We start from the raw sequence: 16652 nt of genomic DNA on the forward strand, positions 1-16652 counted from the left end.
CTCATTATATATAGTCAACCATAAATATAGATAAAAGTTCCAACTTTTAGAAGGAACTTTTAATATCATTGACATATATTATGTTTTTTAATCATCCTATCTTTTAGTTGATATAACTTTTTTATTTTTTATAAAATAATCATATCCTGAAATTATAGTTATTATAACTGCTGCATATAATGCTATATTCGGAATATATTTAAAGAAATTAATTAAAAACTTGCTATTTGTTACAAATTCATTTAAAACTACACTCTGTGATATATTTACTTCTATCAAAAGCAATATTATAGCAATTATTTGAATAACCGTTTTAATTTTTCCCCACCAACTAGCTGCAATAACTTTACCATCAGCTGCTGCTAATGTTCTAAGTCCTGAAACTGCAAATTCTCTTGCAATAATTATTATAGCTGCAAAACTTGGAACAACTCCAAACTCTACAAGTGAAATTAATGCAGTTGTAACTAACAACTTATCTGCTAATGGATCCATGAATTTACCAAAATTAGTTATTTGATTTCTGCTTCTTGCAATATATCCATCAAGTTTATCTGTTATTGAAGCTATAATAAAAATAAAAGTTGCAATAAAAGTTCCATAAGGTATATCCTTAACAACAATAAATATTAAAAAAATTGGTACTAAAAGCATTCTTAATACTGTTAGTTTATTTGCAAGATTCACATATACCAACTCCTATTAAATCATACTCTGTATTCTCTTCGATTTTAACCTTAACAATATCTCCATTATTAACCTTGCAATGTTTTTTAAAGAATACATTTCCATCTATTTCAGGTGCCATTTCATAACTTCTTCCATAATAATATTCCCCATTATATCCTTCAACAAGAATATCATAAATTTTTCCTATTTTCAAACTATTTATTTCCTTTGAAATATCTCTTTGAATTAACATAAGTTCATTTTCTCTTAAGTCCTTAATATTTTCTAGAATTTGTCCTTCCATTTTAGCAGCTGGTGTTCCTTCTTCTCTAGAATACTTAAATACTCCAACCTTTTCTAGCTTATATTCTTTTAAAAATTCTTTAAGTTCATTAAAATCTTCTTCTGTTTCATTTGGGAATCCTACTATTAATGATGTTCTTAATGCTATTTCAGGCATTTTCTCTCTTAGTTTCTTAATTTTATTTATTATATCTTCTTTTGTTGTTTTTCTTCCCATAAGTTTTAGTATATTGTTACTTATATGTTGAATTGGAAGATCTAAATATTTTAAAACTTTATCATTATTTTTCATCTCTTCAATAAGATCATCATATATTTCTTCTGGGTAACAATATAAAACTCTAATCCATTTAATTCCGTCTATCTTTGATAATTTATGTAGGAGGATATGAAGACTCTTTTTTCCATATAAATCACTACCATAAAGAGTTGTGTCTTGGGCTATTAATATTATTTCCTTAATTCCTTTTTTAGCTAAATCCTCTGCTTCTTTTAAGATGCTCTCTATTTCCCTACTTCTAAATTTTCCTCTTATTTTAGGAATTATACAATAAGTACAAAAATTGTTACAACCCTCTGCTATTCTTATATAAGCAGTGCCTTTATCTGTTGTAAGAACTCTTTCACCTTCATTTATATTTTCATCTGAATAGTTTACTTCTGTAAATTTACTTTTTATATTTTCTTTTGTTATAAATTCTTTTATTAATTTATCTATTTTAGTATAGTCATTTACTCCAAGCATTATATCTATTTCAGGCATTAAATCTTGAAGCTCTTTTCCATATCTTTGAGTTAAACAACCAGTTGCAATTAATAATTTACATTTATTTTCTGTTTTATACTTTGCCATTTCTAAAATAGTATTAATTGATTCTTGTTTTGCCTTTTCAATAAATCCACAGGTATTGACTATAATTATATCTGCTTCTTTTGGATTATTTGTTATATCATATTCTTTATTCATTACTCCAAGCATTATCTCAGAATCTACTCTATTTTTGTCGCATCCTAAACTGACCATTCCTACTTTATATTTTGCCAAAACTTTTTTCCTCCTATGTTTTAAAAAAATACTTTCATACCTAAATATTTTATAACTGTTTCTATTCTATTACAAGATAAAATTTATTTATGTTCACTTAAACATTATCTTCTTTGCTCTTTTCTTCTACTAAATCATTTCTTGTAATTAACACCTGTCTTGGTCTACTTCCATCTTTAGGAGATATTATACCCCTACTTTCTAAATCATCCATTATTCTAGATGCTCTATTAAATCCAATTCTTAATCTTCTTTGTAAAAATGAAGTTGATGCTTGTCCATAATCTACAACTATATTAATAGCTTCATCTAAAAGTTCATCTACATCTTCTCCTTGAGAATTAGAATTTGACATTTCAGCCTCATTATTAATATGTTCTATAATATCTTCTTTATAAATAACTTCATCTTCTTTATTTTTTATAAACTCAACAACCTTTTCAACCTCTTCTTCAGAAATAAAACAACCTTGGACTCTAAGAGGTTTGCTTTCTCCAACTGGATAATATAGCATATCTCCTTTTCCTAAAAGTTTTTCTGCTCCACTAGCATCTAATATAGTTCTTGAGTCTATCTGAGAAGAAACAGCAAAAGATATTCTAGACGGTATATTAGCTTTAATTACCCCTGTAACTACATCAACTGATGGTCTTTGAGTAGCTATAACTAAATGCATTCCAGCAGCTCTTGCCATTTGGGCTAATCTGCCTATATAATCTTCCACATCATTTGGACAAACCATCATAAGATCTGCAAGTTCATCAACAATAATAACTATATATGGCAACTTTTCTTCAATTGTTCCTTTATCATAAAGGGCATTATATGAATCAATATTTCTTGCACCAGAATCTGCAAAAAGTTTATATCTTCTAGTCATTTCATTTACAGCCCAATTAAGTGCACCTGCAGCTTTTTTAGGATCTGTCACTACTGGTATTAAAAGATGTGGTATACCATTATATACACTTAATTCAACTACCTTTGGATCTACCATTAAAAGTTTAACTTCATCAGGAGAGTACTTATAAAGCAAGCTTATAATCAATGTATTTATACATACACTTTTACCTGATCCTGTTGCTCCTGCTATCAATGTGTGAGGCATTTTACTTAAATCACCAACAACACATTGCCCTCCTATATCTTTACCTAATGCAAATGCTAATTTTTTATTAGTATTTAAGAATTCTTGTGATTCTAAAACTTCCCTTAAAAATACAGGTGTTTGTTCCTTATTCGGAACTTCTATTCCAACAGCTGCTTTACCTGGTATTGGTGCTTCTATTCTAACCCCTGAAGCTGCAAGACCTAAAGCTATATCATCAGAAAGGTTTACTATTTTACTTACTTTAACTCCAGGACTTGGTTGTAGTTCAAATCTTGTTACTGAAGGTCCTTTTATAACTTGAATAACTTTTGCATCTACTCCAAAGCTTCCTAATGTTTCTGATAATTTACTTGCACTATCCATTAATTCCTGCTTATCATTACTATTTAACTTTGTACTATTATTACTATTTAAAAGAGAAATATCTGGATAAACATACTGTGTTTTTTCCTCTTTTCCTTCTAAAATACTATTCTCAATTTCATTATGAACTACAGCTTTAACTGAATTATCTAATTTTTCTTTATTAGATTTTATATTCTGATTTTGAATATTCTCTTTTTGTGATGGTTCTACAATATCATTTTTTTCTTTTAAGTATGAACTTTCATCTTTATATAAATCGTCATTATCATCATCTAAAGATGAATTTTTCATAAAATCTAATATTTTAATTTTATTGTTTACTCCGTTTAAAAATTCTTTCTTATCTAAATTTTTTTCTTCATCCTTTTCAACTACTTGTATGAATGTATCATCTATATAACCATCTTCTAAATCTTTCTCTTTTTTTCTAGATTTTTTAATTTCATTTTTCTTATTTTTTACCCTCACACCTAAATCATAAAGAGTAATATCAAATGTAAGGACAGTTGCAATTCCAATAAGTGCTAAATAAATAATATATGATCCTACAGCTCCAACAAATTTAAATAAAGGATATGATATAATATAACCTATCACACCACCATTTAAAGTAGAGTTCATATCTAATATATCTTTAATTCCATAACTAAATGAATCTATTCCATTAAGTCTTTGAATGTAAATAGTTGAAAATACTAATATTGCTATTACGGAATATATAGTTATTCCATAAAAATTTTTACTTAAGGTAATTTTTCCCTTAGATTTTATATATTCATATCCTAAATATAACAAATATATTGGTAATATATATGATCCAATCCCTATTAAAAAATGAGATAATCTTTGAGAAATCTTTGATAATGCTCCTATTAAATCTGTATATATAGCCACAGATAATAATATACCTACTGCAATATAAATTATTCCACGTATATCAGTATTTTTACTTTTATTTTTTCGTCTACTTTTTTTACTAGTTCTGCTCAAAAATAATCACCTCACTTTAATATTTTCTACAAATAAATTAAAATTCCTTTTAAGCATAATAAAATCAGCTATAAAGCATTTACAGCTGATTTATAATTTATAATATTATTTTTCTTCATCTATTAAAGAATTTAATTTTGAAATTGCCTCTTTAAGTCCTCCTACTTCATTTATTAGTCCACATTCTACTGCTCCATTTCCAATTAAAATTGTACCAACATCATTTAATAACTCTCCTTGTTGTCTTAGAAGTTTTTCCAGTTCATCCTTTTTAATATTTGAAGTTCTAATTATAAATTCATTTATCCTCTCTTGCATTTTCTTTAAATATTCAAATGTTTGTGACACTCCGATTATAAATCCATTCATTCTAATTGGATGTACAATCATAGTTGCAGATGGTGTTATAAATGAATAATCTGATGAAGTTGCAAGTGGAACTCCTATAGAATGCCCTCCTCCTATAACTATAGATACAGTTGGCTTTGATAGTGAATTTATCATTTCTGCAATTCCAAGTCCAGCTTCCACATCTCCTCCAACAGTATTTAAAACAATGAGTACACCTTTAACATTTTCATTTTGTTCCATTTCAATAAGCTGTGGTATTACATGTTCATATTTTGTAGCTTTATTTTGAGCTGGAGAAACTATATGTCCTTCAATCTGACCTATAATAGGCAAAACTCTAATTCTTTCATTTGGATTAATTACTCCTGTATTTCCAAATTCCTTAATAGCCTCAACATTTTTATCTAATTTTTCTTTTTCATCTGTATCATTTTCATTATTTAAAAAACTTATATTCATAAACATTCCTCCTATACACTTTTATTTTGTACAAGAGGAATTATTTTATACTTATATAAAGACCTTTAAATTTATGATAATTCAAATGCCTTATGTAAAGAATTTATAGCTTCCTTAACATTATCTGAATGTATTAAACACCATATAGTCATATGAGAATCAGCTGTTTGTAAAACTTCAATATTATTATCATTTAATGTTTTTACTATACTTGCTATAACACCAGGTATTCCTTTCATCTTAGAACCTATTAATGCTATTTGACTACAGTTTTCAATTAATGAATATTTTATATTAATTGCATTTAATATGCTTTCTAAATCTTTTTTCTTATCTTCCCCAATTGTAAAAACTTGCTGATCTGGAAAAATATTTATCAAATCTAAACTTATTTTATTTGCAGCAAGTAAACTTAATAAGTCTTTATATTTTTCATTATTTAAATTTTCACAGGCTTTAATTTTAACTTGTATTCTGTTGTTTTGATAAGTTATACCTGAAATTATTTTACCGTTATTTATATCTCCACTATTATTAATTAATGTTCCTTTTGCATTACTCATTGTATTTTTAATGAAAAGTGGTACGTTACTCTTCATTGCAATATCAACAGCCTTTGGATGAATTACTTTAGCTCCTTGTTCTGCAAGTTGGAAAACTTCATTATAACTAATAACATTTATTAATGATGCATCCTCTACTATCCTTGGATCAGCTGTCATAATTCCATCAACATCAGTATATATTTCTATTCTTTCTGCATTTAGTGCAACTCCTAATATAGCTGCACTTGTATCACTTCCACCTCTTCCAAGTGTAGTAAAAAATCCATCTTCATTCATTCCTTGGAATCCTGTTACTACAGGAACTTTACCTTTAGCTACTGCATCTAATATTTGTTTAGGATTAACTTCTAAATGTTTTGCATTTGTAAATACACTATCAGTTTTTATTCCAGCCTGACCTCCAGTTAATGGAAGTGCATCAATACCTTCATTAAATAAATCATTGCTCATAACTACTGAGCTTATTATTTCTCCACAACACATTAAAAGATCTAATGCTAGTTTATTTGTTGATTTAAATTTATCTCCAACTAATGAAAGAAGGGTATCTGTTGCATATGGTTCTCCATATCTTCCCATTGCCGATACAACAACAACAGGAGAAAGTCCCTCATCAATAGCATTTTTTACTTTTTCAATTACTCTTTGTCTTCTCTCTTTTGTAGATACAGATGTGCCACCAAATTTTTGTACTACAATTTTCATTGTCTTTCCCCCTTAAAAATCATACCTTTGCTCTTTTTATACTCTTTTCGTCAGCATCAAGTATTATTGTTTTTGCTCCAACTTTTTGGACTGCATTCCAATCTATTTCAAGTATTTCTCTAGCCCCACCAAAAATACTAAATTTTGAAGAAGAAGTATCTATTAAAAGATATCTTATATTGCCATCATCATCTATTACTAAATCATTATTTTGTAAGCAATCATATTTTTCTCCATCATTAATATTTATAAGTTCATACTTTTCTAATTCACTAAGATACTTTATATTTTTTTCACCTTGCACATACATATAAAAACTTCCTTTCTAACTTTCATAGATAAAATATAATATGAGTTAGTAAGGATTTTTATTACTTATAAGCTTCTATTGATTTATATATACATGAATCCAAATAATCTTTATCTATTTCACTTCCTACATAAGCTGTATTTATAACACCTTTTCCAAAACAATTTTTAAGAACATAATCTATATCTTCCTTGCTTATAGAATCTATTTTTCTAATTACTTCTTCTTCTGTTCTAATTTCATTTCTTAAAAGTAAAGACTTTGCATTTGCAAACATCTTTGAACTAGTACTTTCTAATCCTAAAATATAATTTGCTTTTATCTTTTCTTTATTAATTTTTAATTGTTCTTCTGTTATTCCATTATTAGAAAATTTTTCAATCTCTCTTTTTATAACTTCTAATGCTTTATCTGCATATTCTTTACTTAATCCAACATATATACCTATTAATCCTGATTTTTGAAATGGTTGTATGTAAGAATAAATTGAATAACAAAGTCCTAATTCCTCTCTAACCTTTTGAAATAAAATAGATGAAGCACCTCCACCCAAAATATTATTAAGAAGAACTAACGCATAACCTCTATTGTCTTCAAAAGGTAATCCTTGAAGTCCTAAAGCGATATGCAACTGTTCAATATCTTTTTTCAAAAAGACTGAATTGGATTTAATATTTGATGGTTCATATTTAGGCTTATATACATTTTTACTTTCCCATTTGCCAAAGAATTCTTCTACTAATTTAATTACTTCTTTTTCATCAAATTTTCCACATATTGATATAACTGAATTATATGGAGTATATTTTTCTTCTATAAAGTTAATTATATCTTCTCTTTTTAATTTTTTTATCTTATCTATAGTTCCTAAAATAGGATATGATAAAGAATTATCTTCAAAAGATGCCTTTGAATGTATATCATCCAATACTTCTACTGGACTATCTTCATTCATATTTATTTCTTCAATTACTACTCCTTTTTCTTTTTCTATATCATTTTCATAAAACTTTGAATTTAAAAGCATATCTGATAATACATCTAATGATATATCTAAATGAGTACTTAAAGCTTTTATATAATAGCAGGTGAACTCTTTACTTGTAAAGGCATTTATCTGCCCACCTACATTTTCAATTTCTTCTGCAATCTCTTTTGCATTTCTTTTATAAGTACCTTTAAAAAACATATGTTCAATAAAATGAGATATTCCATTTATATCTAATGTTTCATTTCTTGAACCATTTTGAATCATTACTCCTACACTAACTGAATTAACCCCATCCAATTTTTCTGTTACTATTCTAAGTCCATTTTTTAGTGTAAAAATTTTATGCATGAATGCCTCCCTTTAGCAAAAAAAGGCAATTATATTGCCCTTTTAATATTATTTATCTTCTTTTTCTTCATTATCCTTAAGTGCGTCTTTTCTTGAAAGATTTATTCTTCCTTGATTATCTATTTCTGTAACCTTAACAAGAATTTCATCTCCAACTGAAACTACATCTTCAACCTTATTAACTCTATTCTTATCAAGTTTTGAAATATGAACTAATCCCTCTTTATTTGGAAGAATTTCAACAAAAGCTCCAAAAGTAGCTATTTTAGTTACTTTCCCTAAGTAAACTTCTCCTGTTTTTACTTCTTTTGTTAAACCTTCTATTATTTTCAACGCTTCATTTACGCTTTCATGATCTACAGAAGATACAAATACTGTTCCATCTTCTTTTATATCAATCTTAACTCCTGTATCTTCGATTATTTTATTAATAACCTTTCCACCAGCTCCAATTACATCTCTAATTTTTTCTGGATCAATCTTTATAATTGATGTCTTTGGTGCATATTCTGAAACATCTTTTCTTGGTTCAGCTATACATTCATGTATTTTTTCTAAAATTGTCATTCTAGCTGTTCTTGCATTTTTTATTGCTGTATTAACAACATTAAAACTTAACCCTTTAAGTTTTGTATCAACTTGAATTGCAGTTATTCCCTTTTCAGTACCTGCAACTTTAAAGTCCATATCTCCAAAGAAATCTTCTATTCCTTGGATATCTGTAAGAACTTCTTCTTCACTTAAATCATCTGAAGTTATAAGTCCCATTGCAATACCTGCAGCTGGTCTTTTTATTGGAACTCCAGCATCTAATAAAGCTAATGTTGATCCACAAACTGATGCTTGTGATGTTGATCCATTTGAACTTAATACTTCTGAAACTAATCTTATAGTATATGGGAATTCTTCCTCAGAAGGAATTAATGGTGCAAGGGCTTTTTCCCCAAGTGCTCCATGACCAATTTCTCTTCTTCCAGGTCCTCTAAGAGGTTTAACTTCTCCAACACTATATGCTGGAAAATTATAATGATGCATATATCTTTTTGATTCTGCTTCATCTATACCATCTAAAATTTGAATATCTCCAACAGAACCTAAAGTTGCAACAGTCATTACTTGAGTTAGTCCTCTTGTAAATAATCCTGTTCCATGAGTTCTTGGTAAAATTCCAACTTCACAGCTAAGAGGTCTTATTTCGTCAAAAGCTCTACCATCAGGTCTTCTCTTATCATTTAAAAGCATGTTTCTTACAACTTTCTTTTGCATTGTGTAAAGAACTTCTTTAATATCCCCTTCTTTGCCTTCATACTTCTCTTCAAATTCAGCAAATACCTTATTATTTACTTCTTCTATTGCAGCATTTCTTTCGTCTTTATCCATGATATACATTGCTTCTTTTATCATATCACTTGCAAAAGCTTTAACATCATTTTCTATTTCATCATCAACTTTAAAAAGAACTGGTTCTACTTTTGTCTTTCCAAACTTAGACATAGCTTCTTCTTGGAATGCTATTATTGATTGACATGCATCAAATCCAAATTTGATAGCTTCTATCATTGTATCTTCTGGAATTTCATCTCCACCAGCTTCTATCATCATAACCTTTTCCTTTGTAGCACAAACAGTAAGGTCTAAAGTACTTTTTTCTCTTTCTTCTGATGTTGGATTTAAAATGTATTTACCATCGATAAAACCAACTTGAACTCCTGCAACTGGAATATCATATGGTATACTTGATAAACATAACGCCATTGAAGCTGCATTAATTGCTAATATTTCTGGCAAATTATCCTTTTCAACTGAAACAACAGTACAAACAACTTGAACATCATTTCTATATCCTTTTGGGAATAGTGGTCTTATTGTTCTATCAACTGCTCTTCCATGAAGAATAGCCTTTTCTGATGGTCTTCCTTCTCTTTTTATAAATCCTCCTGGTATTTTACCAACTGCGTATAATCTTTCTTCATATTCTACGCTTAAAGGAAAGAAATCTATGCCTTCTCTTGGTTCCTCTGATTTATTTACATTAGTTAATATTACAGTATCACCATAACTAAAAAATATTGCTGCATCTGATAGCATACCAAATCCACCAAACTCAACCTTCATTTCTCTTCCAGCTACTACTGTACTAAGTGTGTTCCTCATAAAGGGACCTCCTTTCGTTTCCATTTACAAATTTTTCTAATGATTTTAAAATAATAGAGCGGTTTTACCCGCTCTAAGCTATCTTCTTAAACCTAATTTTTTGATTATAGCTCTATATCTTTCGATATCTTGCTTTGCTAAATAATTTAAAAGACCTCTTCTTTGTCCAACCATCATTAATAATCCTCTTCTTGAGTGATGGTCTTTCTTGTGAACTTTTAAGTGTTCAGTTAATTCATTAATTCTTTCGCTTAATAATGCGATTTGAACTTCTGCTGATCCTGTATCTTGTTCACTTCTTCCAAATTCTTTAATTATTTCTTGCTTTCTTGCCTTATCCATAAGTGCACCTCCGTGTAAATTATCCCCTTAGTTCCATGTAATAAGATGGCACCTCATAACATAGGACTAGGTTTCCGCTATTATTATAACAAAACAATATACTATTGTAAATAATATTTATACAATAACAACTAATTCTTTTGATCTTGCATATTTTTCATCTTCTTTAAGCTGCTCTTTTAAGCAGTCAATAGAATTAAATTTTTTTTCATTTCTTATTTTCTCTATGAAATATATAATTATTTCATTATCATATATATCCATATTAAAATTTAATATAAATGTTTCAATAGTTAATTTATTGCCATTAACCGTTGGATTACATCCAACTGATGTTATACCTTTATAAATGTTATCTTTCCATTTTACATTAGTATAATATACACCTTTTGCTGGTATAATTTTTTTATCTAAAATTTTTAAGTTAGCAGTAGGAAATCCAATTAAGGTTCCTCCAATTTTCTTTCCATGTTCTACTGTTCCAGTAAGACTATATGGTCTAGTAAGCATTTCATTTGCTTCTTCAACTGCTCCATCAATTAATGCATTTCTAATTCTAGTACTACTTATAATATCATTTTTAAATAGCAATGGAATTATAACTTCTAATTTATAATTGTACTTTGATGAAAATTCTTCTAAAAGATTTATATCTCCTAAATTTTTGTGTCCAAATCTATAATTAAATCCAACTACTATCCCTTTAATCTTATAATCACTACAAAGTTTTTTTATAAATCCTTCTGGTGATAGCTTCATAAATTCTTTATTAAATTCTTTAAGAACGACTTTATCTATCCCCTCTTTTTTTAAAATATTTAATTTTTCTTTATTGTTCATTAAATATTTTAATTTACCACTTGGATTTATTACAGTTCTTGGATGATTACTAAAGGTAAAAACCATACTCTTACAATTATCTTCTTTTGAAAGTTCTATGCACTTGTGAATTAATGACAAATGTCCTTTATGTAATCCATCAAAACTTCCAAGTGCAACATAATACTCATCATTTTTATCTAAATTCTCTATATTAATTACCTTCATATCTTTTTAGTCTTCTCCTAAGTTATATTAATAACTTTTCAAGTTTAAATCCCTCTTCATCTTTTTTACCAAGACCAATAAATAAATCTTCTTCATCATAAACCCTATACAATATATTATTTTCAATATTTTCTTTTAATAATCTTTTATCATAAACTTTTGCTCCATTTATTAAAAGATTTTTAAACTTATTATTAATCCTTACCTTAGGGTATGAATCTAAAGCCTTTTCAATTGGAATTAGATAATCTTTAATATTTTCTTCTGTTAAATCATCTATATTTATACTATCTTCTTCTTTGAAAGTTGATGTAGCTATTCGTCTTAAATTTACCATAGTCCCATATACTTTAAGTTTTTCTCCTATGTCATAACATAAACTTCTTATATATGTTCCTTTTGAACAAGTTACTGTCATTGTTATTTCAGGTAACTTTATATTAATATCTTTTATTTCATAAATAGTAATATTTCTTCCTTCTCTTTCAATTTCAATACCTTGCCTTGCTAATTCATAAAGTCTAACTCCATTTTTTTTAATAGCAGAGTACATAGGTGGAATCTGATTATATGTTCCAACAAAAGAATTAATAACTTTTAATATATCATCTTCTTTTATATTGGAAATGTCTTTTTTGTCAACAATATCTCCTTCTAAATCGTAAGTTGTTGTTTTTAAACCTAATTTAAAAGTTACTTTATATGTTTTAGGCGCCTTCATTATATAATCTATTATTTTAGTTGCTTTTCCTAAACATACCGGAAGCACTCCAACTGCTTCCGGATCTAATGTTCCTGTATGACCTACCTTTTTCTCATGAGCAATCTTTTTTACTTTTCTTACAACATCAAATGATGTCATTTTAGAATTTTTGAAAATATTTATTACTCCTTGCATAGATAAATCTCTCTTTCAATTTCTTTTAAAATATTATCTTTTATATTATGAAGCAAAATCCCTTTTTGCATTAATCCTGCTGCTTTAGGATGTCCTCCACCTCCAAAAACTTCTGCTATTTTTCTAACATCAAAGTCATATTTAGATCTAAGACTACATTTAACGCCTTCTTCAACTTCTTTTAAAAGAATTGCAACTTCTACAGTTTTTAAACTTAAAAGATTTCCAATAATATCAGAAGTATCTTCCTTTTCACTGTTAAATTTTTTTAATATATTATTATCCAATACTGTCAAAACAACTTTACCATCAAAGTATAGTTTTGCATTTTCAAAAGCATATCCCATAAGATTTAATTTATTTATACTTCTGTTATCAAATAAATTATTATATATACTTGAATTATTTACTCCTACTCCAATTAATGTTCCAGCTATTTCATGAGTTCTTTTTGTAACATTAGAATGTCTAAAAGAACCAGTATCAGTTATTAATGATGTATAAAGACATGTTCCTATTTTTTTTAATATTTCTTCTTTAACAGAAAACTCATATCCTATTTCTTTTAATAACAAAAATACTATTTCCGCTGTAGCTGCTGCTTTAGTATCTACATAATTAATAAAACCATATTTATCATTAGATACATGATGATCTATATTAATTATCATTCCATTAAAATTGGAAAGGTCTGCTGAAATTCTTTCTAAATTTCCACAGTCTAATACTATAACTAAGTCAGTACCATCCATTGGCTCTTTTACCTCTCCATTTATCTCTTCTGAATAAGGTAAAAATGAAAAATCTTCTGAAAGTGTATCTTTTGAAATTATATACACTTCTTTTCCAAGTTCTCTTAATCCGTTTAAAAGTCCTAATGCACTCCCTATTGCATCCCCATCTGGTGATGTATGAAAGGTAATTCCAATTTTATTAGCCTCAATGATAATTTTTTTTATATCTTTAAGTGACATAATACTATTGCTCCTTAGCCTTTCTTATTAATCCATCAATTTTCATTCCATAGTCAATTGATTCATCTAATTCAAAAATTATTTGAGGAGTAACTCTTAATTTAACTCTTTTGCCTACTTCTCTTCTAATAAATCCACTAGCACTCTTTAATGCTTTTATATTATTTTCTTTTTCTTCTTCACTATTTGCAAATATACTTACAAATACTTTAGCATATCCTAAATCTCTAGTTACTTCAACTGCTGTTACAGATATCATAGCAGTTAATCTTGGATCTTTTATCTCATTTTGAATTAGATTGCTTACTACCTTTTTGACTTCTTCATTTATTCTTCCACTTCTATAATTAGCCATAAGTATCACCTCTTATCAATTAAAGTTCTTTTCTTTCTATGGCTTCCATAGTATAGGCTTCAATAATGTCTCCTTCTTTAAGGTCATTAAATTTCTCAATGCTTAATCCACATTCATATCCACTTCTTACTTCCTTAGCATCATCTTTAAATCTCTTAAGGGAAGCTAAAGTTGATTCAAATACTACAATACCATCTCTAATTATTCTAACATCAGAGTTTCTTGTAATTTTTCCTTCAAGAACATAACATCCTGCAATTGTTCCTACACTTGAAATTTTATAAGTTTCTCTAACTTCTGCTTTTCCTTCAATAACTTCTTTATATTCAGGTTCTAGCATTCCTACCATAGCTGATTTAACATCTTCTATAGCATCATAAATTATTCTATAAGTTTTAACATCAACGCCTTCTTTTTCAGATGCTGAAATTGCATTTGAATCAGGTCTTACATTAAATCCAATTACTATTGCATTTGATGCACTAGCTAATGTAATATCAGTTTCTGTTATAGCTCCAACACCACCATGAATAACTCTAACTTTAACATCATCTGTTGAAAGTTTTTCAAGAGATTGTCTTATAGCTTCTACAGAACCTTGAACATCAGCTTTTACAATTATATCTAGTTCTTTAACAGTACCTTCTTTTATTTGGCTATATAAGTCTTCAAGAGATACTCTATGTCTAGCATTTAAATTTTCATTTTTAATTTTTTCTTTTCTAAGGTCTGCCATATTTCTTGCAGTTTTTTCATCTTTAACTTGATTAAATCTATCTCCTGCAGCTGGCACTTCTGAAAGCCCTAATATTTCAACTGGAATTGATGGTCCTGCTGATTTAATTTTCTTTCCAGTATCATCAAACATAGCTCTTATTCTTCCATATGTTGATCCAACAAGTATTGAATCTCCTACATTTAATGTACCATTTTGAACAAGTAGACTTGCAACTGGACCTCTTCCCTTATCAAGTTTTGCTTCTATTACTGTACCTTTTGCTTTTCTATTTGGATTTGCTTTTAATTCTAGCATTTCTGAAGTTAAAAGAACCATTTCAAGTAATGTACTAATTCCTTCACCTTGTTTTGCCGAAACAGGAACACATACTGTGTCTCCACCCCAGTCTTCTGCAATTAAGCCATATTCTGTTAACTCTTGTTTAACTCTATCTATATTAGCATTTGGTCTATCAATTTTGTTTATTGCAACAACTATTGGAACTCCAGCAGCTTTACAGTGGTTTATAGCTTCCTTTGTTTGAGGCATTATACCATCATCAGCTGCAACAACTAATATAACAACATCTGTAATTTGAGCTCCTCTAGCTCTCATAGCTGTAAAAGCTTCATGGCCTGGAGTATCTAAAAAAGTAATTTCTTCTCCATTTACATTAACAGTATAAGCACCTATATGTTGAGTTATTCCACCTGCTTCTGTTGCTGTAACTTTAGCTTTTCTTATTGCATCTAAAAGTGATGTCTTACCATGGTCAACATGCCCCATTACTGTTATTATTGGAGGTCTCTTTTGAAGATTTTCTTCACTATCTTCTTCCATTTCTAATGCATCTAATTCTGCTGTTTCTTCTTTTTTTACTATTAAAGCCTCATATTTTTCACATACTTTTTCTGCTGTTTCAAAATCTATTTCTTGATTTATTCCAGCCATAACACCTGTAAAAATAAGAGTTTTAATTACATCTGCTGTTGGTTTATTTAACTTTTCTGCTAATTCTTTAACTAATATTGTTTCTCCAACTTCTATTACTTTTTCAGAATCATCATCGTCTTCTTTTCTTTCTTCAGAATTCTTTTTATATTTTTTCTTTTTCTTAGGTCCTTTATTCACTTCTTCATCAATAATTTTTTCATACTCTTCTACTACTTCATTTTCACTTATAGGTTCACCAGTTTCATTTCCTAAAAGTTCTTTTATAAGTTCTGCATCTTCATCTTCTATTACGCTCATATGATTTTTGACTTCTATGTTAAATTCATCCATTAACAATTGAATTAATTTCTTTGAACTTATATTAAGTTCCTTTGCTAGTTCATATACTCTAATTTTTGACATACAGTCACCCCCGATTAATTTCTACATATACTTTCCTCCTCATAAAGAGATATTAGCTTTTTAGCCATATTTTCATCTTGCACAGCTAGGATTTTTATTTCATCTCTTCCTATACTAATGCCTAAATCCTCTTTAGAGAAATCTTCAATACATGGTATTTTATTTTCATTACAATGTTTTTTAAATTTATTTCTTGTTGATTCTGACACATCATTTGAAATAATAAAAAGATACATCCTTTTTTTATTTCTTAATTCATTACATTTGCTGTAACCCTCAACTAGATTTCCAGCTCTTTTAGCTAAGCCTAGAAAATTGAAAAATTTATTCATCATCCATCTCTTCCCTTAGTCTGTCATATATTTCTTCGTTTATTTGAATATCAAGATTTCTACTTAATCTCTTTGTTTTAAAAGCCTTTTCTAAGCATTCACAAGATTTGCAAACATATGCTCCTCTACCTGATTTTTTACCTGTTAAATCAACTGAAACTTCGCCATCTTTTGATCTAACAACTCTAATAAGCTCTTTTTTAGGCTTCATTTCCATACATCCAGTACACATTCTTAAAGGTATCTTTTTTGTTTTCATCAA

General features: G+C 28.2%; 16 protein-coding genes. All 16 read right to left on the reverse strand.

All coding sequences use genetic code 11. The annotated features are described in order from the left end of the window. Positions 1-96: 96 nt before the first annotated feature. The 16 genes from pgsA to rnpM all read right to left on the reverse strand — a co-directional run bounded on the left by pgsA (position 97) and on the right by rnpM (position 16649). Positions 97-687, reverse strand: a complete 591-nt coding sequence (gene pgsA, locus J2Z53_RS00360) for a CDP-diacylglycerol--glycerol-3-phosphate 3-phosphatidyltransferase (protein WP_209795234.1) — start codon at positions 685-687, stop codon at positions 97-99. Further along, positions 671-2017 (reverse strand): 30S ribosomal protein S12 methylthiotransferase RimO, encoded by a 1347-nt coding sequence (gene rimO / locus J2Z53_RS00365; RefSeq protein WP_209795235.1) that lies wholly within the window; start codon positions 2015-2017, stop codon positions 671-673. Before rimO ends, pgsA begins: the two co-directional genes overlap by 17 nt. Before the next feature lie 97 nt (positions 2018-2114). Next, the gene (locus J2Z53_RS00370; RefSeq protein ID WP_209795236.1) at positions 2115-4484 is read right to left on the reverse strand and encodes an FtsK/SpoIIIE family DNA translocase; all 2370 of its coding nucleotides are present in this window, start codon (positions 4482-4484) and stop codon (positions 2115-2117) included. Positions 4485-4589: 105 nt separating this feature from the next. Continuing rightward, positions 4590-5294 carry a ClpP family protease gene (locus tag J2Z53_RS00375; protein WP_209795237.1) on the reverse strand — a complete coding sequence of 235 codons (705 nt, stop codon included), beginning with the start codon at positions 5292-5294 and terminating at the stop codon, positions 4590-4592. A 71-nt stretch (positions 5295-5365) separates the two neighbouring features. Next, complete coding sequence (gene dapG, locus J2Z53_RS00380; RefSeq protein WP_209795238.1) at positions 5366-6565, reverse strand: aspartate kinase; 1200 nt, start codon at positions 6563-6565, stop codon at positions 5366-5368. A 19-nt stretch (positions 6566-6584) separates the two neighbouring features. After that, a complete protein-coding gene (locus J2Z53_RS00385) occupies positions 6585-6875 on the reverse strand; it encodes a YlmC/YmxH family sporulation protein (RefSeq protein WP_209795239.1) in 291 nt (96 codons plus the stop codon). A gap of 61 nt (positions 6876-6936) precedes the next feature. Next, complete coding sequence (locus J2Z53_RS00390) at positions 6937-8214, reverse strand: M16 family metallopeptidase (RefSeq protein WP_209795240.1); 1278 nt, start codon at positions 8212-8214, stop codon at positions 6937-6939. Between the two features lie 48 nt (positions 8215-8262). After that, positions 8263-10368, reverse strand: a complete 2106-nt coding sequence (locus J2Z53_RS00395) for a polyribonucleotide nucleotidyltransferase (RefSeq protein ID WP_209795241.1) — start codon at positions 10366-10368, stop codon at positions 8263-8265. Between the two features lie 78 nt (positions 10369-10446). Further along, on the reverse strand, positions 10447-10710 hold the full coding sequence (gene rpsO, locus J2Z53_RS00400; protein WP_209795242.1) for a 30S ribosomal protein S15: 264 nt from the start codon (positions 10708-10710) through the stop codon (positions 10447-10449). 117 nt (positions 10711-10827) lie between these two features. Continuing rightward, positions 10828-11757 (reverse strand): bifunctional riboflavin kinase/FAD synthetase, encoded by a 930-nt coding sequence (locus tag J2Z53_RS00405; RefSeq protein ID WP_209795243.1) that lies wholly within the window; start codon positions 11755-11757, stop codon positions 10828-10830. A 22-nt stretch (positions 11758-11779) separates the two neighbouring features. Then, positions 11780-12655, reverse strand: coding sequence for a tRNA pseudouridine(55) synthase TruB (truB, locus tag J2Z53_RS00410; RefSeq protein WP_209795244.1), 876 nt, complete (start codon positions 12653-12655; stop codon positions 11780-11782). Continuing rightward, on the reverse strand, positions 12643-13629 hold the full coding sequence (locus J2Z53_RS00415) for a DHH family phosphoesterase (RefSeq protein ID WP_209795245.1): 987 nt from the start codon (positions 13627-13629) through the stop codon (positions 12643-12645). The genes truB and J2Z53_RS00415 overlap by 13 nt, the downstream gene beginning before the upstream one ends. Positions 13630-13633: 4 nt before the next feature. After that, positions 13634-13984: a 30S ribosome-binding factor RbfA gene (gene rbfA, locus J2Z53_RS00420; RefSeq protein ID WP_209795246.1), complete on the reverse strand. Its 351-nt coding sequence runs from the start codon at positions 13982-13984 to the stop codon at positions 13634-13636. A 19-nt stretch (positions 13985-14003) separates the two neighbouring features. Continuing rightward, positions 14004-16058 carry a translation initiation factor IF-2 gene (gene infB, locus J2Z53_RS00425; protein WP_209795247.1) on the reverse strand — a complete coding sequence of 685 codons (2055 nt, stop codon included), beginning with the start codon at positions 16056-16058 and terminating at the stop codon, positions 14004-14006. 14 nt (positions 16059-16072) lie between these two features. Beyond that, positions 16073-16390 (reverse strand): ribosomal L7Ae/L30e/S12e/Gadd45 family protein, encoded by a 318-nt coding sequence (locus J2Z53_RS00430; protein ID WP_209795812.1) that lies wholly within the window; start codon positions 16388-16390, stop codon positions 16073-16075. Continuing rightward, complete coding sequence (gene rnpM / locus J2Z53_RS00435; RefSeq protein ID WP_327786687.1) at positions 16383-16649, reverse strand: RNase P modulator RnpM; 267 nt, start codon at positions 16647-16649, stop codon at positions 16383-16385. The genes J2Z53_RS00430 and rnpM overlap by 8 nt, the downstream gene beginning before the upstream one ends. Positions 16650-16652 lie beyond the last annotated feature (3 nt).

The organism is Clostridium moniliforme (genome assembly GCF_017873235.1).
In the GTDB taxonomy this organism is placed as follows: Bacteria; Bacillota; Clostridia; order Clostridiales; family Clostridiaceae; genus Clostridium; species Clostridium moniliforme.

Bases quoted from the DNA above. Each gene is read 5' to 3' on its own strand.
- J2Z53_RS00375 (WP_209795237.1), bottom strand. From the start codon at position 5,294: ATGAATATAAGTTTTTTAAATAATGAAAATGATACAGATGAAAAAGAA.
- dapG (WP_209795238.1), bottom strand. From the start codon at position 6,565: ATGAAAATTGTAGTACAAAAATTTGGTGGCACATCTGTATCTACAAAA.
- J2Z53_RS00385 (WP_209795239.1), bottom strand. From the start codon at position 6,875: ATGTATGTGCAAGGTGAAAAAAATATAAAGTATCTTAGTGAATTAGAA.
- J2Z53_RS00390 (WP_209795240.1), bottom strand. From the start codon at position 8,214: ATGCATAAAATTTTTACACTAAAAAATGGACTTAGAATAGTAACAGAA.
- J2Z53_RS00395 (WP_209795241.1), bottom strand. From the start codon at position 10,368: ATGAGGAACACACTTAGTACAGTAGTAGCTGGAAGAGAAATGAAGGTT.
- rpsO (WP_209795242.1), bottom strand. From the start codon at position 10,710: ATGGATAAGGCAAGAAAGCAAGAAATAATTAAAGAATTTGGAAGAAGT.
- J2Z53_RS00405 (WP_209795243.1), bottom strand. From the start codon at position 11,757: ATGAAGGTAATTAATATAGAGAATTTAGATAAAAATGATGAGTATTAT.
- truB (WP_209795244.1), bottom strand. From the start codon at position 12,655: ATGCAAGGAGTAATAAATATTTTCAAAAATTCTAAAATGACATCATTT.
- J2Z53_RS00415 (WP_209795245.1), bottom strand. From the start codon at position 13,629: ATGTCACTTAAAGATATAAAAAAAATTATCATTGAGGCTAATAAAATT.
- rbfA (WP_209795246.1), bottom strand. From the start codon at position 13,984: ATGGCTAATTATAGAAGTGGAAGAATAAATGAAGAAGTCAAAAAGGTA.
- infB (WP_209795247.1), bottom strand. From the start codon at position 16,058: ATGTCAAAAATTAGAGTATATGAACTAGCAAAGGAACTTAATATAAGT.
- J2Z53_RS00430 (WP_209795812.1), bottom strand. From the start codon at position 16,390: ATGAATAAATTTTTCAATTTTCTAGGCTTAGCTAAAAGAGCTGGAAAT.
- rnpM (WP_327786687.1), bottom strand. From the start codon at position 16,649: ATGAAAACAAAAAAGATACCTTTAAGAATGTGTACTGGATGTATGGAA.